Origin of the sequence: Kineosporia rhizophila (assembly GCF_021277265.1) — a bacterium.
In the GTDB taxonomy this organism is placed as follows: domain Bacteria; phylum Actinomycetota; class Actinomycetes; order Actinomycetales; family Kineosporiaceae; genus Kineosporia; species Kineosporia rhizophila.
Window position 1 is genome coordinate 59,369 of record NZ_JAJSOH010000007.1, and the last position, 25,688, is coordinate 85,056.

The window sequence follows — 25,688 nt, forward strand, 5'->3', positions numbered from 1 at the left end:
GTGCCTGTCGGTGACCGGGCTTACCGAGGACAAGCTAATTGAAGCTTCAAGTATTTCTGGTGATCAAGGTGACCTGAGGCACGCCGCCGGACCGGGCGCGCGAGCGGCTAGCCTCGTGCGGTGCCGAACGGGCTGAGCATCTCGAGCCGTGACCTGCGCGACGCCCTGATCGGTCTGGTCCCGAACGCGGCGGCGCTGCTGGTCTCGTCGTGGATCCTCGCCGGGCTGGAGATCGCGCACTGGTGGTGGGCCTTCGCGGTGGCGGCGGTCACGGCCGGGTTCGACGCGCTGGTCCGCCCCACCCTGCGCCTGATCGCCGGGTTCGCCGGGGCGATCACCGCGCTGGTGCTCGGCCTCAGCGCCCAGGTGGCCCTGATCACGGCGGCCCTGGTGCTGGTGCCGGGGGTCTACGTCAGCGGGGTCGAGGCCGCCGCCCAGGCCCTGCTCCTGGTCGCCCTGCTCGCCGCGGTCACCCGCTGGCTGGTCGGCGTCAACGACAGTTCCTACATCGTGGCCGATCTCATCCGGCGCGGGGAGTCCCGTCGGCGCCGCAGAGGACGGCCGGTCGACGAGGATGACCCCTGTGGTGTGGTCATCGTCCAGATCGACGGCCTGCCCTACCCTTTGCTGGGCAACGGGATCGTCTCGGGTGTGCTGCCCACGCTTTCGCGGTGGGTGCGCTCGGGCTCGCACGAGATGACGCCGTGGTGGGCCCAGGTGCCCTCGACCACCCCGGCGAGCCAGGCCGGGATCCTGCACGGCCGCAACGACGGCATCCCGGCCTTCCGCTGGTACGAGAAGGACACCGGACGGCTCGTGGTGGCCAACCGCCCGGACGACGCGGCGACCATCGAGGCCCGCCTGTCCGACGGGCACGGGCTGCTGGCCGACGGCGGGGTCAGCGTCTCGAACATGTTCAGCGGGGACGCGCCCACCGCCCTGATGGTGATGAGCCGGGCCGCCCGCCGCGGTGACCTCGGACCGGGCAGCTCCTACATCCGTTTCTTCTTCAGCCCTTTCGTCCTGGCCCGGGCGCTGGTGCTGACCGTGGCGGAGATCGTGAAGGAGCTGTACCAGGGCCGCCAGCAACGGGTCCGGGGGATCGAGCCGCGGATCCGGCGGCGCGGTTCGTACGTGGCTCTGCGCGGTCTCACCAACGTCGTCCTGCGCGACCTCAACGTCGCGCTGGTCGCCGAGCACATGATGGCCGGGGCTCCGGTGATCTACGTCGACTTCGTCGACTACGACGAGATCGCCCACCACGCCGGGGTGATGCGCCCCGAGTCGATGGACGCCCTGGCCGGCATCGACCTGGTGCTGCACACCCTGCAGCGGGTCGCCGACGCCGCCCCGCGCAACTACGAGTTCGTCGTGCTCTCCGACCACGGCCAGAGCCAGGGCGCCACCTTCCGGCAACTGACGGGGCGCACCCTGGAAGCCGCGGTGCGGGAACACTCCGGAGCCGCGTCGGCGGTCGCCGAGACCGGGGACGTCGAAGGCTGGGGCCCACTCAACGCCCTCCTCACCGACGTCCTGGCCACGGCTCGTCCCAAGACCCGCCGGGCGCTGAGACGCATGGACCGCGCCGACGAGGCCGGTGTCATCGTCGGCCCCCAGCGTTCCGGCCCGGCCGACCTCAGTGAGCGCCCGGAACTGGTCGTGGTCGGCTCCGGCAACCTCGGCCTGGTCTGGTTCCCCCGCCTTCCCGGCCGCGTCACCGTCGAGACGTTCACCGAACAGCATCCCGGCCTGATCCCCGGCCTCCTCACCGAGCCCGGCATCGCCTTCGTGGTGGCCGACAGCGCGCGTGGTCCCCTCGTGCTGGGCCGCTCGGGTGTACGAGTTCTGCTTGAAGACGTCGTAGAGGGGCACGATCCGCTGTCCGGCTTCGGCCCGCGGGCCGCCGCAGACCTTCTGAGGGTGGCCGAGATGAAGGTGGCACCAGACCTTTACGTGCATTCCACGTTGCATGCGCGCACCGGCGAGGTGCATGCGTTCGAGGAACTGGTCGGCTCGCACGGTGGACTGGGCGGCTGGCAGAACCAGGCCGTGCTGGTGCACCCCGCCGGCTGGGAGATCGACGAGGACCTCCTGGACCGCAGTGTTCCCGGTGAGGAGATGCTCTACGGCGCGGGCAGCGTGCACCAGCAACTCGTGCGCTGGCTCGAACGAATCGGCGCCCGGCGTGCTGAGCCTGTTGATGGGGTTCCTGGACCAGGACGACGTCATCTCACCGACACCATGTAGGTGCCCAGCCTCCAGATCGCCCGTAGCAGTAGCGCGAAGAAGGCAGCGGTCACGCCGGCGGCCAGGAAGATCACTACGTTGACGGCGTCAGGTACCAAGCTCTTGCTGCTTCCGTCTGTATAACGGCACTCGGCCCTCAGCGGGAACAGCTCGGTGCGCAGTTCCAGAGGGCGGGCGGACGGCGCCCAACCGCAGGTGTGCTCGATGCCCTGAAGGCCCCCGTCGAAGGCAAAAACGCAGGCGAACCAGATGGCGAGGCTCGAAAAAGCGCTGAGTACAGTGAGTACGGTGTACAGGAGGACCCGCCCGAAGGGATGCACGACCGCACTCTAGGGTGGGCAGCGATCGGGCGGATCATCCTGCGGTACCCGCGGGCTCGTCCTCACGTATTGCTCTGCCAGGAAGTTGAGATTCGGTTCGGTGAGACCACGGCATCCTCGGTGAGGAACGACGAGGCGCTGTGCCCCCCCGGGTGGCCTCACGATACGGGAGGGTCGAGCTCAGGACCCTCTCCCAGGGACAGGGTTCGGACCGGCCGAGTGGATCGGCCTCAGGCCCGTGGGCGGATGCCGTCCAGGGCCATGGTCAGCACCCGTTCGCGCTGCTCGTCGTCGCTGTACGCGGATCCGGAGATGCCGCTGATCAGGCGCAGCACGTCCTCGAAGGAGACGTCGGGCCGGGCCTGGCCGTCGGCCTGGGCGCGCTGCAGCAGGGGGCGCCCGGCCGAGTACATGATCTCCCGGCAGGCGGCGAACATGGCCGAGTCGCGGTTGAGTGCTTCGTAGATGGCCCGCTTGGTGGTGGCGTAGCTGACGAACTGCCGCAGCCAGGCTACGAGGGCCGCCCAGGGCTCCAGTCCGGTGAGTTCCTCGGCGCGGCGGGCCAGGGCCTCGACCTCGTCGACGTAGACGGTCTCGAACAGGTCCTGCCGGGTCGGGAAATTACGGTACAAGGTGCCGATGCCCACCCCGGCGCGGCGGGCGACCTCTTCCAGCGAGGCGGACGTGCCCTCCTCGGCGAAGACTTCACGGGCTGCGCCCAGCAGGGCGTCGAAGTTGCGGCGCGCATCAGCCCGCTGCGGCCGGCGCACCGAGACGTGATGGGCCGGGCCGGGTGCTTCGGTCACCGCGAGTCCCTTCGTCTTGATTCCGGAGGGCCCCCTCCGCTACGGTGGAGGCACCCCTCCACTTTAACAGTCACCGCAGCCTGTCCAGGCCCAGGGGTAATTCCTGCACATCCTTCTCCGTCGCGTACGAAGGATCACTCATGCCTCGATCCACCGACCGGCGCGTCTCGCCGCTGGTCATCTTCGCCGTGCTGGCCAGCGCGACCGCCTCGATCTCGCTCCTGCAGTCGCTGGTCACTCCGGTACTGCCGACCATCCAGGCCGACCTGAACACCTCCACCACCACGGTGACCTGGGTGATCACCGCCTGGCTGCTGACCGCCTCGGTGGCCACCCCGTTGCTGGGCCGGGTGGGTGACATGGCCGGCAAGAAGCGCACCCTGCTGATCGCCCTGGCCGCCATCGCCATCGGCTCGGCGGTAGCCGCAGCCGCCCCCTCGGTGAGCGTGCTCATCCTCGGGCGTGTGCTGCAGGGCATCGGGGCCGCGGTCTTCCCCCTGACCTTCGCCATCATCCGCGACGAGTTCCCACCCCACCGCCTGCCCGGCGCGGTCGGCGCGATCGCCGCGGTGATCGCCACCGGCGGCGGCGCGGGCGTCGTCCTGGCCGGCCCGGTCGTGGAGAACCTGAGCTGGCGCTGGCTCTTCTGGATCCCGGCGATCGCTGCCTCGGTGATCTGGCTGCTGGCCCTGCGGCTGGTCCCGGAATCAGCGGTGCGCACCCCGGGCAAGGTGAACGTCGTTGCTGCTGCCTTGCTCTCGGGCTGGCTGGTGTGCCTGCTGCTGCCGGTCACCAAGGGCAACGCCTGGGGCTGGACCTCGGCCTCGGTCCTTGGCGGCCTCGCCCTGGCAGCGGTGCTGCTGGCCACCTGGATCTGGGTGGAGCTGCGCTCGTCCACCCCACTGATCGACATGCGGATGATGCGCCTGCCCGCGGTCTGGACCACCAACCTGGTGGCCTTGCTCTTCGGCGCGGCAATGTTCGTCACCTACGCCTTCCTGCCGGTGTACATGCAGGTTCCGGTGTCCACCGGGTACGGCTTCGGCGCCTCGGTCACCGGCGCCGGCCTGCTGCTGCTGCCGATGCTGGTCGGGATGGCGGTGCTCGGCTTCGCCAGCGGGCCGATCAGCAGACTGGTCAGCGCCAAGACGCAACTGGTCGGCGGCGCGGTGCTACTCACGCTCTCCGGCCTGATCCTGGTCCTCGCGCACGATGCCCGTTGGCAGGTGTCGCTGGCCGCCGGTATCGCCGGAGTCGGCATGGGGCTGGCCTTCTCGTCGATGGTCAACCTCGTGGTCAACGGGGTGCCGCCGGAGCAGACCGGGGTGGCCTCGGGCATGAACACCAACCTGCGCACGATCGGCGGATCGATCGGCACTGCGGTGGTCAGCTCGATCATCGCCTCCCACACCACATCCGGCGGCCTGCCCGCCGAGTCCGGTTTCACCAGCGCCTTCATCCTGATGACGGTGCTGGCGGCGGTGGCCGTGGGCGCGGCCCTGCTGGTGCCCACCCGGACCCGGATCGACCGGCGAACCGTTGTGGTCGCCGAAGAAGACCCTGCGGTCGCCGTGGCCACCAGCTGAGGGGGAGGGACCCGGTCCTAACCCTCTGCGTACGAAGGGTCGGCCGAGACCGCGGCGGAGAGCTCAAGGGGTGAGTGAGCCTGGCCGAAGTGGTGACGATGGGGTCAACGCTGGTCTGGAGGGCGCGCGACCTGCCCCTCGGACTCAAGATCGTTGCCGCCGCAGTGGCCGGCTCGATGCTTTTCGCCGCCCTCGGCCTGGCCGGTGCGATACGGCTGCGGACCCTGGCTGCCGAGCAGGACCGCGCGTACAGCACCAACGTCCAGGCGCTGATCTACATGACAGAGGTCAGGTCGGCCATAGGAGGACAGCAGGAGGCCGTGCTGTCGTACGTCCTGGCTGATCCGGGCCCGTACCGCCGCACCTACCGCCAGGACATCGCCGCGTCCGACGAGATCCTCAACAGACAGCTGGCGGCCCTGGCCGCAGTCGACCTGCCGGACCACATACAGAGGCAACGGCGGGCGGTCAACATCGACATAGGGGTGTGGAGAAGGGCCCGGGACACCTCGTTGGCGGAGGCGGCCAACGGTGCTGACCGTGCCGGGGTCATCTACACGGTCCAGCGGCTGAACACGATCGTCGCGGCGGCCAAGCAGTCCGCCGACCGACTTATGCAGGAGCTCGTGACCGGCGTCGCCGCCGGTACCAAGCGGGCTTCGCAGGCCAGTGGCAGGACCGCGCAACTGATGCTGGTGCTGGGGTTGGCCAGCGCGGCCGTGGCTCTGGCCAGCGCCCTCCTGGTCGCGCGTAGCCTGGCCCGGCCGCTGGCGGAGGTGATGGACGTGGTGACCCGGGCGGCCGGAGGTGACCTGAGCAAGAAGGTGACCTTCCGGCGTAAGGACGAGATCGGCCGGATGGGTGCGGCCCTCAACGACACCATGGCCATCCTGGAGCGCACGTTCGGAGAGATCGAGCACCGCGCCAACCACGACAGCCTGACCGGGGTGGGAAACCGCGCGCTCCTGCGCCGCCGCCTGCTGGAGGCGGAGGAGGCCAGCACGGTGGGGCAGGCCTTCGGGATCGTGCTGCTCGACCTGGACAACTTCAAACAGGTCAACGACCGGCACGGGCACGCAGCCGGTGACCATGTGCTGATCGTCGCCGCCCAGCGGATGACGCAGGTGGTCGGGACCGCGGGCACCGTTGCCCGGCTGGGAGGGGACGAGTTCGCTGTTCTCCTGGAAGGGCCGGCCGAACCGGGCGGGGTGGTCACCGCCGAGGCCCTGCAGCGGCTGGGGGAAGATCTGACCGAGGCGCTCGAGCAACCTACGGTTTTCGACGGCGAGGTCCTCACCCCGAGGATCAGCACAGGTCTGGCGTTGTGGAAGGAGGGCCAGACCAGCGAGGCCACGGTGCGAGCGGCCGACGCCGCGTTGTACGCGGTCAAGGCGAGTCGTAAGGGCACGTTGTTGTCGCACCAGCGGGAGCGCCTGGTGAACCTGGCCGCGGCCCTTCCCGAAGCCGTCGCCGAGGAACAGTTCGAGGTGCTCTACCAGCCCCTGGTCGACCTGCGGACCCGTGAGGCGATCGGGGTCGAGGCCCTGATCCGCTGGCACCACCCGTCTTTCGGAACCGTCTCCCCGCTCGAGTTCATCCCGCTGGCCGAGTCGACCGGGTACATCGTCGAGATCGGTCTGTGGGTACTGGAGCAGTCCTGCCGGCAGGTGCACCGCTGGCACGAGGAGAACCCCGGGAAGAAGAACCTCTACGCCAGCGTCAACGTCTCTCCGGTGCAGTTGCAGGACCCCGGCTTTGTCCAGGACGTCTTCGCCGTCCTGGAGCGGACCGGGCTGGCGGCCCGCCACCTGGCCCTGGAGGTGACCGAGTCGGCCATCGTCGACGAGGAGGCCGCGAAGCTGCTTCTGTCGAACCTCCGGGCGAGGGGTGTGCGCATCTCCATCGACGACTTCGGTACCGGCTACTCCTCGCTCCGATACCTGACGAGTCTGCCCATCGACGTGGTGAAGATCGACCGGAGCTTGACCGGCCAACTGGACGGCACCCCCGAGCACGCCGTCCTGATCGATTCGGTTCTGCGCCTGGGCCGGGCGCTGAACTTCACCGTCGTGGCCGAGGGTGTGGAGACAGCCGAGCAGGCGGACGAGCTGGAACTTCTGGGCTGTTCCGCGGGGCAAGGGTATTTCTGGGACAAGCCGTTGCCGGCTTCCAGCATGGGGGAGAGGCTGAGAGCCTCGAGCTTGCGCGACACTTCGGGGTGAGTGGATCTGGGCAGCCCACATGGCCGACACCGCGGTGAGTGTCGTCAAGTGATCTGGCCCCGTTGTCGTCGCGCTCGGCGTGCCCCTGCCCCCACACGAGCGCGCTCTCCTGGACGAGGGACGCGGAGTGCCTGCGTCCGACAGGCATCACAGGTGCCCCGGGCACCATGTAGCAACCCGGCCCCCATAGTGCGTGCCCTTAGGGATGACTTGCCCAAGCCCCGCCGCTGAACGGGGCCCAGCCCAGGTGCCCCTGGAGCCGCCCCTCCAGGGGCACCTCCGGCAGGGGCACTCCGCCCCGGGCAAGGAGCACTTGGTGGTGTGGGTCCACCCGCCTGCTGGCCGAACTGCGCCCGCCGGGATGCCCCTGTCCTGTACGTGATCTGGCCGTCGGTCGACCGCCGAGCAGCAGCAACCGCTCGAGGCGGCCCCCACAGACCAAAACTTAGGGACGTCGGTGGGCACGTACACGTGCCCACGAGGGTAATGGTGGGGAGCTCGCGGGTTCCCAGAAGCACGTGCCCGCTCGACGGCCGCATTCGGTGCCTCCCGTGCCCCTGACCCACGAGGCACGCAGTCGGCGGCGCCCGCCGGGGGTGGTGGCCGGCGACCTGGGGTAGGTGACCCTCGTCGACGCTGCGAGCATCCTGCCCCTGCCCCTGCCCCTGCCCCTGCCCCTGCCCCTGCCCCTGCCCCTGCCCCTGCCCCTGCGTCCGCCGGCCACCGGTGTCTTCGTGCAGGCCTGTGCGCACAGCCTGGGAGGCCCGGTTCCGCACCACGGCCCGTCGGTGCAGGGACTGCTGATGACCGACGGGCGGGTACCGGTCGAGACGGGCGCCTCAGCCCTGGGACACCCGATCGCTGCCGCCCCACCTCGGGACTCGCGCGACACGGCGGATCTACCGGTCAACGAGACCAACAGCGTCCACCACGGCAACCGGACCAACGCCCGCGGGTACCCGACAGATCCAGGGACCAACAGCGTCCACAAGCGCTTTGTGAGCGACCGCGTTCAGCTTTCAACAGCGTCCGCCGGGCCAACCAGCCAACAGCATCCACTGGCCAACAGGTGCAACGGTGCCCACTGGTCAACTGACCAGATCACTGCCTCGACTTTCCGGCTTGCTCTATCAATCCAAGTTTGCGGGCGCAGCCGTTTGTCAGGCACCGCTAAGGATGCCGACGAAATGACCGGGGTCCGGCACTGAGATTGCCGATGCCGCAGAAGTTGAAGGTTGTTGGTCGCCACCGCCACCGCCACCGTCCCGACCTGCACCGACCGTGCTCAGAACTTCGGTGTTGGGTCCAGACGCCGGTCCGGGCGGTGGTGCCCCGGCGCTGGCGTGCTCTTGTCCTTCTCCGCACCGGGCGGTCTCGGCTGATCAACACGAGTTGGCCCTGGGGCGAGGCGTCGCCTGGTAGGCAAGGGTGTCGCCCATGAAGAAGCCGCCCGTCGTGATCATCACTGCGGGCCCGGACCGGGCCGAGGCCGACCCGCAGGCCGGGTCCCTGGCCTGCCCGGCCTGTGGTGAACGCTTACGCGCCTGGTCCGGGGCACGCTCACGCACCGTGCGACTGCTGGGCGCCGGCACCCGCACCATCCGGCCCCGGCGGGCCCGCTGTCAGGACTGCACGCGTACCCAGGTGCTCCTGTCCTCCGCGTGCCTGCCCCGCCGGCCGACGCCACCGAAGTCATCGCAACCGCGTTGCGCGCCAAAGTATCTAAGAGCGGATACCGGCATATCGCGGTTGACCTGAACCGCCCGCCCTGCACCGTCCGGCGATGGCTACGCGCCGCTCGCCCCACCCACCTGACGTGGCTGCGTCAGCAGGGCGTCCAAGCCCTTGCAGCGATCGACCTCGACCTGCCGAACACGATCGACCTGACCCCCACCGATCACGGCCCAACCGCGCTGCAGCCCCTGCGTCAAGCGCTGAATGTCCTGGCCACCGCGGCCCTGGCCATACGCCGACGTCTGCCCGCGCTAGCCACCGACATCTGGACACTGATCGGTGCCATCGCCCGAGGCCAGCTCATCCCCGCCGCCCGCCCAGGCTGAGATCTGCGCCGCTTGCGGCCCCTACCTGGCTGCACCCAGCCGTCACCATGCCGACGACACCATCACCAGGCCGACCCAACCACCACGAGGCCGACGACCCGAGCCCCACCATCGGCACCCGCAACGACGCCATCCTCGGCACGCTAAACGCCGCCGAACAGCCGTTCGCGATGAGCGCAGTGCCGATGGGGGAGGCCACCTCGGGGCCTGCTGGCGCTGGCCCGAACACGTCGCCCAATGCCGCCCCTGAACACTTGGCCCGCGCCCGCAGCGCACGGCCCCAGAAGGTAGGCCGCAGCAGTGATGATGCGAGCGCGAGGCTGCGCCTACCGGCGCGTTCACACCCCTTCTCAAACCCTTCAACAGACCCCTTCTCAAACCCCTTCTCACGGGGGTGAACGTGCCTGGGCCAGGCGCGTTCGCTCCAACAAGACCAACAGAGCAGGTCAGAGGCCAATGGTGAGGTCTCGCCGGGAGTGCAGCCAGGTCCGACTATCTCTGAGGGAGATACCCCTAGAGGGGGTGCCGTACACGGCGCAGCACACGGCAATGCACGCCCGCCGGCTCGCCACGCTGTTCGGCCCGTCGCCCCGGGCCTGCGTGGTGTACCAGGGGAGAAACTCGGGAAACCTCGTCGAGGCTCTCCTGCGGTCGCCCTGCACTGCTCCGGACCGACCCCGAAACCCAGGTGGCTGGCCCAGTTCCCCCAGCACTGCCAAGTCCCGGGAAGGTGGCTGCCGGGACTGCAGGTCAGAGCAGCTGGACGCAGGTGCGGAACAGATGACCGGTCAACTGTGCGGGCAATAGCGCCCCTCATCTCCTCAGCTGGGAGCTGCACATGCTTGATCACCGCCCCTCGCACCCCGCATCGCGGGACTCAAGGATCACCCCGCCGCCGAGTCCTCACCTTCGCGCTGTGAGCAGCCAGGAACCCCTGGCGTGGGTGGCATCGTCAGCGCATTCGTCCTGATCTCCCCGGCCTCAACTGCCACTGGCTCCGAGGCGCGGCTACGGGCGGACCATCGCCCCCTCATCGACGCCGTTCTGCACGGGCGCTACGGGAGCACATGGCGTCGCCCCCAGCGCCGCCAGGCGCCAGGGTTCTCGCTCAGTGCGAGGCAATTGTGTGGAACCGGGAACAGTGGCTCAGGCTCATGCATCTCGGGCTGCTTGCACCAAGACCTCGAACGACGCCGAACGGATCGCGAAGCAGAAACGAAGCACCTGCTTCACCGGTCGTTGGACCCCAGTCCCTGTCCCTCACCCAAACCCACCCCTGACCAAAGACGTCGTCCGTCGTCTTCTCGTCGACGCACCCCGGGGTCGGTCAGCGGTCAGTCCTCGCGGCATCATCCGCCGTCCAGGACCATGGGGGAGCCTCCGCATTCGGTGTTCGTCTTCGCCAGCAGCCCACAGGAAGCTGGCAGGTGAGCGGGGCAGAGTCGCCGAAGAGGCGGGGCGCGTCGACGACGGACTAACCTACAGCGCGTTGACCTTGGCCTGGAACGCCGAGTGGGTGGCGATGGCGTTCACGCGCTGAGCGCGGCGCAGCGGGCCACCAACAGCCAGTTCGTCTGGGCCTGAGAGAGAAGAGGTAGCTGACACCTCGGTCACCGCATCGCCAACCCGCACCATGATCCCGGTTCACCAGGCGGCGGACGCGCTCAACACAACGGCACCTCCGCTGCCACCTGCCAACCCCCTCCCGCCAGCGGGCCGGCAGCGAAATGCCCGTTCAGCAGACCAATACGTTCGCGCATGCCGATCAGCCCGTACCCGGACCCTGTCTGGCCGGGCTGATCCTGGCCCCGGCCGTCGTCCCTGACCCGCAGACGCACGACACCGTCGCCCGAGCGCACGAACACCTCGATCCGGCCCGCATCGCGGGCGTGGCGCCGTGCGTTGATCACGCTCTCCTGGACCACCCGTAAGACCGACGCAGCGACCGGAGCGGGGATCGGCTCGGTCAGGTCCATGGTCAGGCACACCTCGGGTCCGGGCGTGGACGCCACCGCCCGCAGATCCGCGATCAGGTCGGACGTTGTCGTGGAGATGTGCGTGACGCCCTCGGGGTCGCTCTCGCGCAGGGTGGCCACGACCTGCCGCATGGCCCGCAGGGCCTCTTGGCCGCTGCTCTCGATACCGGGCAGCATCCGCGCCGTCGCCCCCGGGTCGGTGCCGGAAACCTGCTGGGCGGCCTGGGCCTGCACGACCATCCCCCCGACGTGGTGGGCCACCACATCGTGCAGTTCACGGGCCATTCCGAGCCGCTCACGCTGTCGGGCCGCCGCCACCGCGCTCCGGAGCAGACCGGCCCGTTCGGCATCCCAGTGACGCAGGAACCGCCCCACGCCGGCCGCCGCGCTCAGGACCAGGCCGTTCTCGACGTAGTCCTGCCACCACGGATCGGCCGGCAGAAATCCGAACTGGGGGCGCAGGAAGTTGGCTGCGGCGCAGCTCAACAGGACCACCAGCAAAGTACGGACGGCGGTGGCGGAGTCGGTCTGCCGGGTCAGGACCATGACGAGGAAGGAGAGGGCGGTGATCTCGGCCGCCAGGAGGGCGCCGTTGGCCGTCAGCACCTGGACCTCGAGGAGCCGCAGCGCCTCCGACCCGCCGACCAAAACTACGGTCGCAGCGACGGCGGCCCGTACCGGCGCCCGGCCGACCCACAGGGCGCACAGGCAGAGCAGGAGCGCGCCGGGCACGACCCACCACTTGCGGGGCAGATCGAGGTTGTCGGCCACGATCAGGTCACCGGCCAGCATCAGGACCAGGACCGGGCCCAGGAGCCACGGCCCGCTGGCCCGCCGACGCCGGATCCTCTCGTAGAGGGTCATTCGGTCAGTCTTGGCCATGCGCTCGGAGGGCCGCAATTTCGCTCGTCCGCCGCTGTGGGATGCTGCGGCCGATGACTGTGGACATCGGAATCGTGGGCTCAGCGATCGGCCTGTTCGCCGTCACCAACATCGACGACCTGCTCATCCTGGCGCTCTTCTTCGCCCGGGGAGCCGGGCAGCGCGGCACCACCCGGGCCATCGCCGTGGGCCAGTACCTGGGATTCCTCGGCATTCTGGTGGCGGCCGTCGCCGCTGCGTCGGGGGCGAGTCTGCTGCCCGAGAGCGTCCTTCCGTACCTCGGTCTGCTTCCTCTGTTCCTCGGCCTCCGTTCTGCCGTGCAGACCTGGCGCGATCGTCATGAGCCCGACGACGCGCAGACCGATGGCGGCACCGTGCCCAGCAGCCTGGAACTGGCCGCTGTCACCTTCGCCAACGGCGGCGACAACATCGGCGTCTACGTGCCGGTCTTCGCCAACGCAGGGCTCAGCGGGACGACGGTCTACGTGGCGGTGTTCCTCGTCCTGGTCGCCGTCTGGGTAGCTGCCGGCTGCTTCTTCGCCACCCGTCCCTCCGTCGCCGCCGCCCTTTCCCGTTGGGGGCACATCCTGCTGCCGGTGGTCCTGATCGCGGTCGGGGTCCTGATCCTGGTCGAGGGCGGCGCCTTCGGGGTCTAGGCGCCTATGCTCCCCGGCATGACCGGATTCGTGCCCTTCGAGCGCTGGAGGCGACTGAATGTCACCGTTCGTGACTCGATCGGTGCGAGCGCGCTGCTGGTGGTCTCGCTGGTGCCGGGCATGGACGGCAGCGGGGCCGATCTGCCGGAGTTCCCCGAGCAGCCGCTCGACGCCTTCGGCGCGCTGCTGTTGCTGGGCCTGTGCGCGCCCCTCGCCCTGCGGCGCCGTCTGCCGGTGGTCTGCGCCCTGGCCACCGGCATCGCCTTCGTGCTGTATCAGGGTCTGGCGTACCCGATCACCGCCGCCAGCCTCGGTTTTCCGTTCGCCCTCTACGGCCTGGGGGCCTACCAGAACCGGGGGCGACGCGAGCTGGCCGTGCTGCTCTCCGTCGGGTTCCTGATCTTCGCCCTGGTGCTGCACGAGCTCGGCTCCACCCAGAATGCGCTGCAGTACCTGGAGTTCTACCTCGTGCTGGCCGGGGTCTGGGTCGCCGGCCGGTGGATGAGGGAACAACGGGCAGCGGCCGAACGACGCCGCCAGGACAGCGTGACGCTGGCGCTGGCCACCGAACGCGCCCTCATCGCCCGGGAGCTGCACGACGTGGTCACCCATCACGTCACGGCCATGGTGCTCCAGGCGGATGCCGCCCGCATGCTGGCCCCGGTGCATCCGGACCGCGCGAGCGAGAACATGGCGGCCGTGAGCGGCACCGGGCGGCAGGCCCTGACCGAGCTGCGGCATCTGCTGCACGTGCTCAACGCTTCGGCCGCCGAACGTGAACCGGCCGGCGGGCAGGTCGAGGACGTGGTGGAACGCGCCCGGTCGGTGGGGCAGCCGGTGCGGCTGGAGGTCAACGGCAGCCCGGAAACCGGTTCCGGCGCAGTGGACCTGGCCGTCTACCGGGTGGTGCAGGAGTCACTGACCAACGCGGTCAAACACGCCCAGGGCTGCCCCACCCGGGTGGTGGTCTCCTATGCCGAGGCGGGGGTCGCGGTGGAGGTGGTCACCGAGAAGTCCGCTCGCGCAGACGACGAGGTCCGGGCCGGTCACGGACTGGCCGGGATGTCCGAGCGGGCCACCGTCCTCGGTGGGGACTTCGAGGCCGGGCCCGACCCGGAGGGCGGGTTCCGGGTCCGGGCCTTCCTGCCGCGGGCCGGGGTTCCGGCGTGATCCGCGTTCTGGTCTGCGACGACCAGGCCCTGATCCGCACGGCCTACACCACGATCCTGGGTCTGCAGCCGGGCTTCGAGGTGGTCGGCGCCGCCGCGGACGGTGAGCAGGCCGTGCAGCTGGCTCGTGAGCTGCGCCCCGATGTGGTGGTGATGGACATCCGCATGCCGTTGCTCGACGGCATCGAGGCCACCCGCCGGCTCGCCGGGCCCGGCGTTCCCGAGCCGCTGAAGGTGCTGGTGGTGACCACCTTCAATCTGGATTCGTACGTGTACGAGGCATTGCGGGCCGGGGCTTCGGGCTTCCTGCTCAAGGACGCCGAACCGGACGAGGTGGTCGCCGGGGTGCGCACGGTGGCCCGGGGCGAGGCTCTGGTGGCGCCGGCCGTGACGCGGCGTCTGATCGGCAGTTTCGGGTCGCGGGTGCGGGCGCCATCGGCCTCGCCGCCGCGGTCCACGGTCCTGGCCCCACGCGAGTCGGAGGTGCTGCTGCTGATCGCCCAGGGTCTGTCCAACCCCGAGATCGCGGCCGAGCTCGGCATCGGGAGCGAGACGGTGAAGACGTACGTCTCGCGCATCCTGTCCAAGCTCGGCCTGCGCGACCGGGTCCAGGCCGTGGTGTACGCGTATCAGAACGGGCTGGTCGGCAGCGGAGAGTGAGCGCGCGATAGTCCCCCGCGCGAGCTACACCTCGAATGTCCACCCCAGGGTGACGTTTTGTGGCCCATCGGGCTCCTAGGGTCCTGATGTCTGTTTCGACATCGATGTGTAGGAGGACCAGCCATGCCCGGCACCTGGAGGAGGCGTTTCCGATTTCCGATCCTGCTGGTCGGGACCTTCCTGATCCTGGCGGTGGCCGAGGGCACCACCGCGGCCCGCCAGGACGACCTGACCTGGGCGGTGTCGGCCGGTGTGAGCAGCGCCGTCCTGGCCGTGCTGGCCTACGCCGGCCTGACCCGCTGGGTGGAGGGCAGGCCCGTACCGGAAGCCCGGAGTGTGGGCTGGCTGATCCCCGGGATCGTCCTGGGAGCTGCATTTTTCGGGACACTGATGCTCGCGATCCGGTTGCTCGGCGGCTGGGGCGGACAGACCGACGGTTCTCTGGAAGGCCTGGCCGTCACGGCCGGGATCATGGCCTGCGTGGCGGCCTGTGAAGAGCTGGTGTTCCGCGGGGTCCTGGTCCGGATCCTGGCCGAACGGTTCGGCGGCTGGGTCTCGCTCGCCGTCTCGTCCGTGCTGTTCGGGGCCATGCACCTGGTCAACGAGCACGCCACGGTGCAGGGAGCGCTCGCGATCGGCCTGACCGGGGGCCTGCTGCTGGGAGCCGCCTACCTGGCCACCCGTTCTCTCTGGCTGCCCATCGGCATCCACTTCGGCTGGAACCTGCTGCAGGCCGGTGTGTTCGGCGTCCGCTCGTCCGGCACCGAGCAGGAGAACTCGCTGTTCCACACCACGCTGGACGGCTCGCAGTGGCTCACCGGGGGTGAGTTCGGGCCGGAGGCCAGCGTGGTGGTACTGGCCGTCCTCAGCCTGCCCACGCTGGCCCTGCTCACCTACGCAGCCCGCACCGGGCGCATGCGCCGGGCCGACAAACTCACGGAACCCGCGGAAGTCGCGGAAGTCGCGGTCTAGGGAACCAGGACGATCCGCTCGCTCGTGGTGGCCGACCAGGCCTGCGCGACCTGGGCCAGGGGCACGGCCCGGGCGCGCACGTCGATCAGGCCCTTCGTGACCGCGACCGCCAGATCGGGCAGCACGGCGATCAGGTCGCGGGCGCTGACCGAACCTATTCCGCTGCCGATGATCTGGAACTGGGCGGCGCGCAGGGCAGCGGCCGGGACCGGGGCCGTGCGGCCGGCCATCGACCCGATCTCGATCCAGGTCAGCGGGGCACTCCGGTCGCGGCGGGCCTGCAGCATCGGAAGCATCATCGAGGCGGCCGGCTCGCCCCAGACGTAGTCCAGGACCACGTCGACGTCGGCGGCCTGTTCGGCCTGGTCGAACGTGATCGTCCGGTCGGCCCCGAGCGAGGTGAGGCCGGCCAGCCGGCTCGCGTCCCGGCCGGCCGCGATCACCTGGGACGCCCCGAAGAGCTTCGCCACCTGGATCGCCATCCGCCCGGCGTTGCCGGTGGCGCCCAGGATCAGGACGCGCTGCCCCTCCTGGAAGGCGGTCCGCCGGCTGAGCGCCACCCAGGAGGACATGCCGGGGTTCATCGCCGCGGCGATCAGTACCGGGTCGGCGTCGTCCGGAAGCAGGATGCTGCGCCGAGGATCAATGACCGTGCGCTCGGCGAACATTCCCACCGTCGCGTCTTCGAGGGCCGCGTAGCGCAGGCGGCCGGAAGGGTCGCGGACCACGCCGTCGGCGCCGGGGATCAGCGGGAAGGTGCCGCTGCTGCTGTAGTGCGAGCCGGTCGCCTTGGCCCGGGTCAGGTGGTGCAGGCCTGCGGCCAGGACTTCGACGACCATCTCGTCGGCGTTCTGCGCGACCGGTTCGGGGTGTTCCCCGTAGACCGGGACGGCGTCGGGGCCGGTGACGAGGGCGGCGTGCATGAGGACCTCCGAGAGATAGATGGTAATCCCAACGACTTCATAGTCGTGGGTATTGCCATCTAAATCAAGTACGATCTGGGTGACCGCGAGCAGGAAGGCGCAACGTGAACCGGCTGAACGACCCCGGGGACCCTCCGGAGAGCCCCCTGGAAGATGCCCTGATGCGCACCACCTTCCAGGTGGCGGGGGTTCTCAGCGCGGTCGGCGCGGAACACAACCTCTCGCTCACCCAGATCCGGGTCCTGGGCATCCTGCGCGACCGCCGGGTGCGGGTGACGGAACTGGCCGACTACATGGGCCTGGACAAGTCCACGATGTCGGGGCTGGTCGAGCGGGCGGAGCGAAGGGGCCTGCTGGCCCGTCGGAAGAACCCCGAAGACCGGCGGGGTGTGGACGTCGTGATCACCGAAGCCGGCCTCGAGCTGGCCGCAGTGATGTACGCGCGGGTGCGTGAACTGCTCGGCCCGGCCTTCGCCCGCCTCGACCAGCCGCAGAGCGAGCAGCTGGCCGCTCTTCTCGAGGTCTTCCTCACCCCGCCGACACCGAACGCCTAACTGACCGGGCGCTGCACGGTGAGCACGGCCAGGGCAATCCGGTCGGCGTGCTGGTAGGCCGGGGTGTCGAGTTCCTCGTCGTACACGTCGGGGTCGACCTCCACGTACGACCAGTCGAACGGCGTTCCCGCGAGCTGGTTCTCGACCTGCGCGCGCAACGGGTCCTCCCCGTCGACGATGCCGGTGCCGGAGAACAGGACCAGGCTGCCGCCCGGGGCCAGCCGGTTCACCGCGGCATGCATCACCTTGACCGGTAGCCCGTGGCCGCCCACCCCGCCGTCCCGGTAGCGCCGGCCCAGCGGGTCGATCATGAACGGGGGATTGGAGACCGCCAGGTCGAACTCGCCGTCCACGTCGTTCAGCAGGTCGCTGCGCTGCGCCGTGGCCCGGTCGGCGAGACCGGCCGCGGCGGCGTTGATCCGGGCCAATCGCAGGGCCCGGTCGTTGATGTCGACCATCACCAACTCGGCCTCGGGGCGGCGGGCGGCCATCGTGATGCCGATCGCCCCACTGCCGCAACCGATGTCGACGATGCGTCGCACCGGGTTCCGGCGGTGTTCCAGATGAGCCAAGGCGGCCGTAGTCGCCCGGAAGGTGTCGGGTCCGAAGAAGACCGCATCAGCTGCCAGGGTGGGAAAAGCGCTGTGCACGTACAGCCGGCCGTCCAGGCTCGAAACCCGAACGGTACTGCGGAATCCCTCCGAGGGAGTGCCCTCCAGTACGCCGGCGGCCTCCATGGCCCCCAGGAGGCGCTCCGGCAGGATCCCGGGCCGGAAGGGGCGGCTCCAGCCGAAGACTCCGCGCAGGTCCTGGGCCCAGGCGTTGCCGACCCGGCGGTTCACCCGGCTGTGGGTCTCCGGGGTGACGGTGACGAATTCGTACCCGTTCTCAGCGAGAAGGGTGAGCAGGTCGAGCAGCGCGCCGTCGGTCATCAGAGAGGCTCCTTGGTTCCGATCACGAGCGCGCCCGTTGGTTCCAGGTGCCTCGCACGCCCAAGCCTGCAATCCGCGCTGCCCGGTCACCACTCGACCGGGCCCCACCGAGCCGGATCAGCGCACCAGCGCCGAGCGCACCCCGGGCACTTCCCGCAGCCGGTTGGCCAGCTCCGCCCGGCTGCCCGGGTGCACCACCTCGTAGGTCTGGTGGCCGGCGCCGTCCTCGCCGATGTACGAACTGGAAGCCTCGATGTCGCAGCCGTTCTCGACCAGCGCGAGGGTGACCCGGGCGATCATGCCGGGGGCGTTCTCGCAGACCAGCTCGATCTGGGAGAGGTTGGAACCGGCCCGCACCCAGGTCAGGCGGGTGGCCCGGTCCGGGTCCTTGGCCAGCGACGAGAGCGCCTGGGGGCAGTCGGCGGCGTGCACCACGATGCCGCGGGTGCGGGAGAGCACACCGAGCAGCCCCTGGCCGGGAACCGCGTGGCAGCAGCCGGGCCAGGTCAGGCTGACGCCGCTGAGCCCGGGCGCGGTGACGTGCATGGGCGGCACACCGGCGGGGGAGGGGGCGGGGCCCGGAGGTTCGTCCGCGGGCTCCGGGCGGGTATGGGTGACCGGCTGCGGAGGGACGGGGGCATGCAGGCTGGGTGCGTAGGGCGGGGCCAGGGCGGCGCTGGAGAGGGCGTTCGCGAGCATCGTCATGTCGATCCGGCCCGCGCCGACCTCCTCGGCCAGGGTGTCGAGCGAGTCCAGGCCGGCCGCCCGCAGCAGAGCGGCCTCGGCCTGGGCCCGGGGCAGCCGGCGGCGCGAGAGCAGGGTGACCAGGGCGGCCTCGCCGTTGGCCCGGTCGTTGTCGCGCCGGGCCCGGGTGTGCCAGGCACGGATGCGCTGCCGGGCCCGGGCGGTGACCGTCCACTGCAGCCAGTCCAGCGAGGGCCCGGTGGTCCGGCGGGTGATGATCTCGACCGTGGTTCCGCTGGTCAGACGCGTGTTCAGGGGCACCAGGGCGCCGTTCACCCGGGCCCCCGAGCAACGGTCGCCCACCTCGGAGTGCACGGCGTAGGCGAAGTCCACCACCGAGGCGCCGACCGGCAGCGAGTGCACGTCACCACGCGGCGTCAGCACCCAGATCTCCTGCGCCTGCAGTTCGCCCGCGATCGCCGTCAGGTACTCGCTGTCGTCGGCGTCGTGCCAGGCCAGCACCCGCGACAGCCACTGCGGCTCGGCCGCGTCGCCACCCTGCTTGTAGGCGTGGTGGGCGGCGCTGCCGTTCTCGGCGTCGGTGTGCATCTGCCGGGTCCGGACCTGCACCTCGACCATCCGCCCGTTCAGCAGCACGGTGGTGTGCAGCGAGCGGTAGGCGTTGAACTTGGGCCGGGCGATGTAGTCCTTGAACCGGTCGGGCACCGGCTCCCAGAGGGCGTGCACCAGGCCGAGCACCCGGTAGCAGTCCTCCACGTCCTCGACGATCACCCGCACCCCGATCAGGTCGTGCAGCGTCTCCAGGTCGCGGCCGGTGGCCGCGGTCTTGCGGTAGATGCTCCACAGGTGCTTGATCCGGCCGCTGATGTCGTGCCCGCCCTGGGTGCCGGTGGCGGCGTCCAGGTGCTCGCCGAGGCGCTGCATCGCCTCGTTCAGGGTCTCTTCCAGGTGCGGGCGGTTGACCAGCTCGGCCCGCAGCTCCAGGTACTCGTCCGGGTAGGCGACCGCGAACGCCCGGTCCTCGATCTCGGCCTTCATCAGGGCGAAGCCCAGCCGGTGGGCCAGCGGCCCGTGGATCGCCAGCGACTCCCGCCCGATCCGGGCCGCCTTGGCGGCGGGCAGCGAGCCGATGGTGCGCAGGTTGTGCAGGCGGTCGGCCAGCTTGATCGTGACCACCCGCGGGTCGGCCGCCAGAGCGACGAAGAGCTTGCGCAGGCGTGCGGCCTCGACGCGGTCCGGGTCGTCCCCGCGTACCGCCGCGACCTTCGTGGCCCCGTCCACGAGAAGGGCCACCTGCGGACCAAAGGTGCGCTCGACGTCTTCAAGTGTGACTTCGGTGTCCTCGACGGTGTCGTGCAGCACCGCCGCGATGACCGTTGCGGGTGGTGCGCCTACCCCGGCCACGATCGTGGCTACGGCCAGCGGGTGCGTGATGTACGGCTCGCCGCTCTTACGGTCCTGCCCGGTGTGCGCCCGCACGCCGTAGTCGATGCCCTTGTGCAGCTCGGCCTTGGCCTCTTCGTCCCACCCGGCAGCATCGACGGCCTCGTCCAGCTCGCGGACGGCGGCAGCGATGAATTCCTCGGGGGTGAGGGCGGGTGTGGGCATGGGCACGAGCCCATCATCGGCAGATAGGCCGCCCGAGTGAATACCGGGAGCGCAACATCACGGTCAGGACAGGTCGTCGGGCACCGCAGCGGCGATGATGTCGTTGCGGAACTGCTCCAGGGTGGCTTCCTCGAGATACCCGTCCACGGCGAGCTCCGGGGCGATGGTCAGCCACCAGTCGAAGATCTCCTGCACCTTCGCCCGGGGGATCACCACCGACAGCGCCGGCCCGCCCAGGAAGGTGCAGACCACCAGCCCAGGACGGGTCTGGTCGGCCGACAGTTCGACGACACCGGGCAGGACGATGGGCTCCATTGGGCTCCACGGTAACGAATGGTCGCTTCCTGAGAGGATCTGCCCATGGTGGGCGACGAGCTTTCGGGTATCAGCAGGTCCGATGCACAGCAGATGGACGCGGCGGATCCGCTCGCCCGCTTCCGGGACGATTTCGTGTTCGCCGACCAGGAGACGATCTACCTGGACGGCAACTCGCTGGGCCGACTGCACCGGGACGTGCCCGCCGCCGTCAGCGCAGTGGTCACCGAGCAGTGGGGCAACCAGCTGATCGGCTCGTGGGGCAACTGGATCGAGTGGTCCGGTGCTCTGGGCGACCGGCTGGCGGCCTCGGTGCTGGGGGCGCGGCCGGGCGAGGTCGTGGTGTCGGACTCCACGTCGGTCAACTTCTACAAGCTGGCCGTCGCGGCGCTGGACGCGGCCGGGCCGGGGCGCGACGTGATCGTCCTCGACGCCGAGGAGTTCCCCACCAACCGCTACATCGTGCAGGGCCTGGCGCAGGCTCGGGGCCTGCGCCTGCGGGTGGTCTCCAGCGATCTGGACGAGGGGCTGAGCACGGACGACCTGGGCCGGGTGATCGATCAGGACGTGGCCCTGGTGGTGCTCTCGATGGTCTCCTACCGGTGCGGCGCGGTGCAGGACATGGCCGCCGTGAACGAACTGGCCCGCGAGGCCGGCACGAAGGTACTGTGGGACCTGTGCCACGCCGCCGGCGCCGTGCCGATCGACCTCACCGGCACTGGGGCGGAACTGGCGGTGGGGTGCACCTACAAGTACCTCAACGCCGGACCGGGCGCCCCAGCCTTCCTCTACGTGCGTAAGGAACTGCAAACCGCTCTGCGTCAACCCATCTGGGGCTGGTTCGGCCAGCGCGACCAGTTCGGCATGGGCGCCGACTACGACCCGGTGGACGATGTCGGCCGCTTCCTGGTCAGCACCCCGCCGATCCTGGCGATGGCCCCGCTGGGCCCGTCGCTGACCTCGTTCGAGCAGGCCGGTCCGGCCGCTCTGCGGGCGAAGAGTGTTGCCCAGTGCCAACTGTTGCTCGACCTGACCCGGGAGTGGCTGGAACCGCTCGGGTTCCGGGCCGCGATCCCGGCCGAGCCGGGCCGGCGGGGTGGGCACGTGTCGCTGGAACACGCCGAGGCCTGGCGCATCTGCCGGGCCCTGGCCGAGAAGGCCAAGGTGATCACCGACTTCCGGGTGCCGAGCCGGATCCGGATCACCCCCGTCCCCTTGTACACCCGCTTCACCGACGTGTGGGACGCGGCCGACCGGTTGCGTGAGGTGGTGGAAAGCAGGCAGTACGAGGCATTCGCGGCCGAGCGCTCGCGAGTCACCTAGGAATCACCGCAGGGCAACGGCACCGGGACGTAACCGCAGCGGCGGCCACTGTCGTCGAAAAGCGTGCCCATCCGCTTGACCACCCGGGTCACCATCCAGCGATCGGTGACCCGGGCCTGGGGAAAACGCCGCTGCAGCGACAGTTCGATCGCGTCCAGGTCGTCCAGCTCACGCATCCACAGGGTGGCGACCAGGTTGTCGGGCGAGACCGTGGAGGCGCACAGCCGTACCGCCGGATGCCGGGACAGGGCGGCCGCGACCACCGGCAGCGAGTCCTGCGGCACCGACATCCACAGCTGCACCGAGGCGTTCCAGCCGATCCGGTCGTGCGCGAAGTCGGCCCGCATCCGCACCCACGGCGACCGGGTGAGCTGGGCGATCGTGCGCCGGGCGAGGGCCACCGGGATGCCGGCCTCGGTGGCGACCTCGACCGCCGAGCGCCGCACGTCGGGCTGCAGCGCCCGCAGCACCCGCTCGGTGAGCGGCGAAGGTTCCAGTTCGGGGCGTTCGGCGCGCTCGCCCTGGTCCTGCTGCAACAGGCCTTCCAGGCTGCTGCGCTGGGCCGAGGTCAGGGCCATCAGGTCCGACTCCGAGCCTTCCCGGTAGATGGTCCGGACGAACCGGGTGCTGGTGGAGACGACCCCGGGCACGGCGGCGACGTGGTCGGCCACGTAACGGTCCAGGGCGCTGGGGGAGTCGGCCAGCACGTTGACCGTGAGCTCGCGCGGGCCCGAGGTGCACTCGACGTTGAGCACCGCCGGCTTCTGGGCGACGGCCGCGATCACTTCGGCCCGTCGGCCTGCCTCGCAACGGATCTCGATGACGGCGAAGCTGGAGCGCAGCGGCTGCCCGTCGGCCGAGTACACCCGGATCCGCTCCGGCAGCACGTAACAGGTGGTCCAGGCCAGCCCCGCCTCGGTGAGCCGGATCCACCGGCGCGACAGGGTCGAGGCGTCGCTGCGCAGCACCGGGGCGAGGGCGGTCCACGAGGTCCGCGGGGCGAACTGCAGGGCGTTCAGCAGCTGGAGGTCGAGATCGTCGAGCACAGTCCATGATGGCGCCATGAACAACCCGCCGGCTGTCCGCTTCCACCCCTTCGACTGGGCCACGCTCCCGGAATCGTTCGAGCGGCTCGTGCCACCGGCGTCCCGGGCGCACTGGCGTGACGTCGACCGCTCGGCCTGGGGGCCGCGCCTGGTCGTGGCCACGCACGAGGGCAATGCGGACGAGTGGGTGGCAGCCGCCCTGGTCACGTCCCGCCCGCACACCTCCTACCAGAAAATTGTGGACGTGGTGGGCACCTCAGCCGGTGTCGATGCGGTGGTGGAGGCGGTGTTTGAGGACGCCCGGCGCGCCGGAGCGGTCGCCGTCAAGTGGGAGGGTGGCTGGAGCGCGGGTTTCACCCAGTTGGAGCCTCCGCTGGTCTCCGGCCCCGGTACGAGCTTCCCGGCCACGGGTTCGGTGCACTGGCTGGTGCCCGAAGTCACAGTGCGCCCGGTGCGCTACTACGGCCAGACCACCATGTACACCTGTGGCGCGGTCACCGGGCTCTCGGCCTCGGCGGCCCTGGCGCCGTCGGCGGGGGATCAGGCGGTGCTCGACGCCGAGGCCGAGATGGCCTTCTGGGCCGAGGCGACCAATCACCCGGCCTGTGAACCGGTCGGGCTCGGGGTGGCCCTGGCCCGCCGCCGGCCGGACCTGGCAGTGACCATCGCCCTCGACACCGACCAGCCGGTGGTGGTGGAGCACCTGAGCGACGAGGAAGGCGCGTGGCGGGCCGACCTGCAGCGTCAATCCCGCCGGGCGGCGGCCGAACTCGGGATTCCGGTCGTCTCCCGGCGGCTCACCGTCGCCGAGATCGCGGCCGCGCTCGAGGAGGGGACCGAGGTGCTTCTGCTGATCTCGATCCAGCTGATGCGCGGGTTCCCGGTGCCGCACTGGGTGCGCTGTTGCGGGGTGGCCGGCGACGCGGTGCTGATCGACGACCCGGCGGTGGACCCGGCCTCGGGGGAGAGCTGGGTCGACGGTCACCTGCTGCCGATCGCCTTCGCGGCGCTCGACGAGATGGCGGCCTACGGGGACGGCGGTTACCGCGGTGCCGTCCTGCTGCGCCGCCGTGGCTGAGGCCCGGAGCAGGGCCGGGCAACTGGCAAGATACCGGGGTGCCAGAACTCGTCTTCTTCTCCGGGACCATGGACTGCGGCAAGTCGACCGTGGCGCTCCAGACCGACCACAACCACCGCATCCGCGGCCGTCAGGGCCTGCTGTTCTCCCGGTTCGACCGTTCCGGCGAGGCGGTGATCTCCAGCCGCATCGGGCTCTCCCGGGCGGCCAACGAGGTGCACGACGAGACCGATCTGCACGCCCTGGTCACCGCCCGGATCGGCGCCGGGCACCCGGTCGACTACGTGGTCTGTGACGAGGCGCACTTCTACACGCCCGAGCACGTCGAGCAGCTCGCCCTGCTGGTCGACGACCACGGGGTGGACGTGTTCGCGTTCGGGCTGATGTCGGACTTCCGGACCCGGCTGTTCCCGGCGTCCGCCCGCTTCGTGGAACTGGCCGACCGGATCGTGGGTTCGCAGGCCGAGGCCCTGTGCTGGTGCGGGGCCCGGGCCACGCACAACGCCCGCACCGTCGACGGGGTGATGGTGGTGGCCGGTCAGCAGGTGGTGGTGGGCGACGTGAGCGCCGGGGCCACCGGTGCGGTCGCCTACGAGGTGCTCTGCCGCCGGCACCACATGCGCCGGCAGACGGTCGCCACGTCAGCCAGTCTGGACCTGAGAGAGCCCCGGACGACGGTCTGACCTCCTGACTCCAGGAGTCGCCGCCGCCCGGGGCTGCCGGGTTCAGATCACTCAGATGTCGACGATGGTGTTGTTGCCCGCCCCGCCGGAGATCGTGTCGAGGCCGGCGCCGCCGGAGATGTAGTCGTCCCCGCTGTTGCCGAAGATCGTGTCGTCGCCGCTGTTGCCGTACAGCGTGTCGTTGTGCCGGCCGCCGTACAGCTCGTCGTTGCCGGTGCCGCCGGTGATGCTGTCGTCACCGTCGTTGCCGTAGATGATGTCGTCGCCGGCGTCGCCGTACAGCTCGTCGTTGCCGCCGCCGCCGTTGATCTGGTCGTTGTGGTCGCCGCCGTAGGCCTTGGCCGTCCCGCCGACCAGGTTGATCGTGTCGTAACCGTGGTCGCCGTAGGCGATCCCGTTGGTGCCGAGGGTGATGTCGTCGTTCGCCTCGCCACCGTAGACGACCGCGTCGTTCGCCTCGGGCCTGCCGGTGACGTAGACGTCGTTACCCACGCCGAGGTTGATCTCGGTGAAGTTGGCGGCCCCGGTCGTGTTCGTGTAGGTCACCCGGTCGGCGCCGTTGCCGAGCCGCACCTCGGCGACCGGGGCGGTCTTCGGGATCTCGCAGACCACCTTGGTCAGGTCGGCGCTGTCCGGGTGGGTGCAGTCGTCGTAGGCGACGATCGGGACGCTGTCGTCGGCCGTGAAGACGAACTTCTCCTCGGTCTCGGACAGGGTCAGGTCGAGCTGGTTGTTGATACCCATGTTCCCGTCGTAGGTGAAGCCCTTGTCGGACGCCCAGACCACGGAGTTGGCGTCGGCGGCGTGGGCCGTCCCGGTGAGCAGCAGCGGGGAGAAGCCGACAGCGAGCATCGATGCGGTGCCGACGAGAGCGGACACGCGGTTACGGCGCAGAGTCATGCAGATTCCTCCGAAGGTCAGGGATGACGTGACTGACGTTGCCAGAGGGAATCCCCTTTGCGTGA

22 protein-coding genes are annotated in these 25,688 nt (G+C 70.1%); 12 read left to right on the plus strand and 10 right to left on the minus strand.

What is annotated here, in order from left to right:
* Window positions 1-120: 120 nt before the first annotated feature.
* Window positions 121-2,247, plus strand: a complete 2,127-nt coding sequence (locus LWF15_RS12700) for a phage holin family protein (RefSeq protein ID WP_232810686.1) — start codon at window positions 121-123, stop codon at window positions 2,245-2,247.
* On the opposite strand, the gene LWF15_RS12705 is transcribed toward LWF15_RS12700, so the two are convergent.
* Window positions 2,226-2,567, minus strand: a complete 342-nt coding sequence (locus LWF15_RS12705; protein WP_232810687.1) for a hypothetical protein — start codon at window positions 2,565-2,567, stop codon at window positions 2,226-2,228. The two genes, LWF15_RS12700 and LWF15_RS12705, sit on opposite strands and share 22 nt — an antisense overlap.
* 230 nt (window positions 2,568-2,797) lie before the next feature.
* Window positions 2,798-3,373, minus strand: coding sequence for a TetR/AcrR family transcriptional regulator (locus tag LWF15_RS12710; protein ID WP_232810688.1), 576 nt, complete (start codon window positions 3,371-3,373; stop codon window positions 2,798-2,800).
* Window positions 3,374-3,513: 140 nt separating this feature from the next.
* Here LWF15_RS12710 and LWF15_RS12715 point away from each other — a divergent pair, with 140 nt between their 5' ends.
* The 3 genes from LWF15_RS12715 (at window position 3,514) to LWF15_RS12725 (ending at window position 9,241) form a co-directional block, all read left to right on the plus strand.
* Window positions 3,514-4,959: an MFS transporter gene (locus LWF15_RS12715; RefSeq protein WP_232810689.1), complete on the plus strand. Its 1,446-nt coding sequence runs from the start codon at window positions 3,514-3,516 to the stop codon at window positions 4,957-4,959.
* A gap of 74 nt (window positions 4,960-5,033) precedes the next feature.
* On the plus strand, window positions 5,034-7,181 hold the full coding sequence (locus LWF15_RS12720; protein WP_232810691.1) for a putative bifunctional diguanylate cyclase/phosphodiesterase: 2,148 nt from the start codon (window positions 5,034-5,036) through the stop codon (window positions 7,179-7,181).
* 1,661 nt (window positions 7,182-8,842) lie between these two features.
* Window positions 8,843-9,241 (plus strand): hypothetical protein, encoded by a 399-nt coding sequence (locus LWF15_RS12725; protein WP_232810693.1) that lies wholly within the window; start codon window positions 8,843-8,845, stop codon window positions 9,239-9,241.
* 1,479 nt (window positions 9,242-10,720) lie between these two features.
* Here the strand turns inward: LWF15_RS12725 and LWF15_RS36290 are convergent.
* Together LWF15_RS36290 and LWF15_RS12730 are read right to left on the minus strand one after the other, a co-directional pair.
* Window positions 10,721-10,846, minus strand: coding sequence for a hypothetical protein (locus tag LWF15_RS36290; RefSeq protein WP_269810067.1), 126 nt, complete (start codon window positions 10,844-10,846; stop codon window positions 10,721-10,723).
* Between the two features lie 59 nt (window positions 10,847-10,905).
* Window positions 10,906-12,081, minus strand: a complete 1,176-nt coding sequence (locus LWF15_RS12730) for a sensor histidine kinase (protein WP_232810695.1) — start codon at window positions 12,079-12,081, stop codon at window positions 10,906-10,908.
* 77 nt (window positions 12,082-12,158) lie between these two features.
* On the opposite strand from LWF15_RS12730, the gene LWF15_RS12735 reads away from it, so the two are divergent.
* From LWF15_RS12735 to LWF15_RS12750, 4 genes are all read left to right on the plus strand, one after another.
* Window positions 12,159-12,755 (plus strand): cadmium resistance transporter, encoded by a 597-nt coding sequence (locus LWF15_RS12735; protein ID WP_408623192.1) that lies wholly within the window; start codon window positions 12,159-12,161, stop codon window positions 12,753-12,755.
* 18 nt (window positions 12,756-12,773) lie between these two features.
* Window positions 12,774-13,925: a sensor histidine kinase gene (locus LWF15_RS12740; RefSeq protein ID WP_232810698.1), complete on the plus strand. Its 1,152-nt coding sequence runs from the start codon at window positions 12,774-12,776 to the stop codon at window positions 13,923-13,925.
* A complete protein-coding gene (locus tag LWF15_RS12745; protein WP_232810700.1) occupies window positions 13,922-14,584 on the plus strand; it encodes a response regulator in 663 nt (220 codons plus the stop codon). Before LWF15_RS12740 ends, LWF15_RS12745 begins: the two co-directional genes overlap by 4 nt.
* 123 nt (window positions 14,585-14,707) lie before the next feature.
* Window positions 14,708-15,556, plus strand: coding sequence for a CPBP family intramembrane glutamic endopeptidase (locus tag LWF15_RS12750; RefSeq protein WP_232810702.1), 849 nt, complete (start codon window positions 14,708-14,710; stop codon window positions 15,554-15,556).
* Here LWF15_RS12750 and LWF15_RS12755 read toward each other — a convergent pair.
* Window positions 15,553-16,479 (minus strand): quinone oxidoreductase family protein, encoded by a 927-nt coding sequence (locus LWF15_RS12755; protein ID WP_232810724.1) that lies wholly within the window; start codon window positions 16,477-16,479, stop codon window positions 15,553-15,555. The genes LWF15_RS12750 and LWF15_RS12755 overlap by 4 nt on opposite strands.
* Window positions 16,480-16,640: 161 nt before the next feature.
* Between LWF15_RS12755 and LWF15_RS12760 the strand changes: the two genes are divergently transcribed.
* Entirely contained in the window at window positions 16,641-17,033 is a 393-nt protein-coding gene (locus LWF15_RS12760) for a MarR family winged helix-turn-helix transcriptional regulator (protein WP_352396536.1), read from the plus strand.
* Here the strand turns inward: LWF15_RS12760 and LWF15_RS12765 are convergent.
* The 3 genes from LWF15_RS12765 to LWF15_RS12775 form a co-directional block, all read right to left on the minus strand.
* Complete coding sequence (locus LWF15_RS12765) at window positions 17,030-17,965, minus strand: N5-glutamine methyltransferase family protein (protein ID WP_232810728.1); 936 nt, start codon at window positions 17,963-17,965, stop codon at window positions 17,030-17,032. The two genes, LWF15_RS12760 and LWF15_RS12765, sit on opposite strands and share 4 nt — an antisense overlap.
* A gap of 117 nt (window positions 17,966-18,082) precedes the next feature.
* On the minus strand, window positions 18,083-20,278 hold the full coding sequence (locus tag LWF15_RS12770; RefSeq protein WP_232810730.1) for a RelA/SpoT family protein: 2,196 nt from the start codon (window positions 20,276-20,278) through the stop codon (window positions 18,083-18,085).
* Window positions 20,279-20,341: 63 nt separating this feature from the next.
* Entirely contained in the window at window positions 20,342-20,593 is a 252-nt protein-coding gene (locus tag LWF15_RS12775; RefSeq protein WP_232810731.1) for a hypothetical protein, read from the minus strand.
* A 45-nt stretch (window positions 20,594-20,638) separates the two neighbouring features.
* Between LWF15_RS12775 and kynU the strand changes: the two genes are divergently transcribed.
* A complete protein-coding gene (kynU, locus tag LWF15_RS12780; protein ID WP_232810732.1) occupies window positions 20,639-21,916 on the plus strand; it encodes a kynureninase in 1,278 nt (425 codons plus the stop codon).
* Here kynU and LWF15_RS12785 read toward each other — a convergent pair.
* A complete protein-coding gene (locus LWF15_RS12785; protein WP_232810733.1) occupies window positions 21,913-22,980 on the minus strand; it encodes an Lrp/AsnC family transcriptional regulator in 1,068 nt (355 codons plus the stop codon). The two genes, kynU and LWF15_RS12785, sit on opposite strands and share 4 nt — an antisense overlap.
* Between LWF15_RS12785 and LWF15_RS12790 the strand changes: the two genes are divergently transcribed.
* Together LWF15_RS12790 and LWF15_RS12795 are read left to right on the plus strand one after the other, a co-directional pair.
* On the plus strand, window positions 22,979-24,040 hold the full coding sequence (locus tag LWF15_RS12790) for a peptidase C39 family protein (RefSeq protein WP_232810734.1): 1,062 nt from the start codon (window positions 22,979-22,981) through the stop codon (window positions 24,038-24,040). The two genes, LWF15_RS12785 and LWF15_RS12790, sit on opposite strands and share 2 nt — an antisense overlap.
* Window positions 24,041-24,078: 38 nt before the next feature.
* Window positions 24,079-24,723 (plus strand): thymidine kinase, encoded by a 645-nt coding sequence (locus LWF15_RS12795; protein ID WP_232810735.1) that lies wholly within the window; start codon window positions 24,079-24,081, stop codon window positions 24,721-24,723.
* Window positions 24,724-24,774: 51 nt separating this feature from the next.
* Here LWF15_RS12795 and LWF15_RS12800 read toward each other — a convergent pair whose 3' ends face one another.
* Window positions 24,775-25,623 carry a calcium-binding protein gene (locus LWF15_RS12800; RefSeq protein ID WP_232810736.1) on the minus strand — a complete coding sequence of 283 codons (849 nt, stop codon included), beginning with the start codon at window positions 25,621-25,623 and terminating at the stop codon, window positions 24,775-24,777.
* Between the last annotated feature and the right edge of the window lie 65 nt (window positions 25,624-25,688).

What these genes read in the sequence shown, in the direction of transcription:
- LWF15_RS12785 (WP_232810733.1), bottom strand. Translation starts at nt 22,980, where the DNA reads ATGGCGCCATCATGGACTGTGCTCGACGATCTCGACCTCCAGCTGCTG.
- kynU (WP_232810732.1), top strand. Translation starts at nt 20,639, where the DNA reads ATGGTGGGCGACGAGCTTTCGGGTATCAGCAGGTCCGATGCACAGCAG.
- LWF15_RS12715 (WP_232810689.1), top strand. Translation starts at nt 3,514, where the DNA reads ATGCCTCGATCCACCGACCGGCGCGTCTCGCCGCTGGTCATCTTCGCC.
- LWF15_RS12765 (WP_232810728.1), bottom strand. Translation starts at nt 17,965, where the DNA reads ATGACCGACGGCGCGCTGCTCGACCTGCTCACCCTTCTCGCTGAGAAC.
- LWF15_RS12790 (WP_232810734.1), top strand. Translation starts at nt 22,979, where the DNA reads ATGAACAACCCGCCGGCTGTCCGCTTCCACCCCTTCGACTGGGCCACG.
- LWF15_RS12800 (WP_232810736.1), bottom strand. Translation starts at nt 25,623, where the DNA reads ATGACTCTGCGCCGTAACCGCGTGTCCGCTCTCGTCGGCACCGCATCG.
- LWF15_RS12755 (WP_232810724.1), bottom strand. Translation starts at nt 16,479, where the DNA reads ATGCACGCCGCCCTCGTCACCGGCCCCGACGCCGTCCCGGTCTACGGG.
- LWF15_RS12750 (WP_232810702.1), top strand. Translation starts at nt 14,708, where the DNA reads ATGCCCGGCACCTGGAGGAGGCGTTTCCGATTTCCGATCCTGCTGGTC.
- LWF15_RS12760 (WP_352396536.1), top strand. Translation starts at nt 16,641, where the DNA reads ATGCGCACCACCTTCCAGGTGGCGGGGGTTCTCAGCGCGGTCGGCGCG.
- LWF15_RS12730 (WP_232810695.1), bottom strand. Translation starts at nt 12,081, where the DNA reads ATGACCCTCTACGAGAGGATCCGGCGTCGGCGGGCCAGCGGGCCGTGG.
- LWF15_RS12740 (WP_232810698.1), top strand. Translation starts at nt 12,774, where the DNA reads ATGACCGGATTCGTGCCCTTCGAGCGCTGGAGGCGACTGAATGTCACC.
- LWF15_RS12770 (WP_232810730.1), bottom strand. Translation starts at nt 20,278, where the DNA reads ATGCCCACACCCGCCCTCACCCCCGAGGAATTCATCGCTGCCGCCGTC.
- LWF15_RS12775 (WP_232810731.1), bottom strand. Translation starts at nt 20,593, where the DNA reads ATGGAGCCCATCGTCCTGCCCGGTGTCGTCGAACTGTCGGCCGACCAG.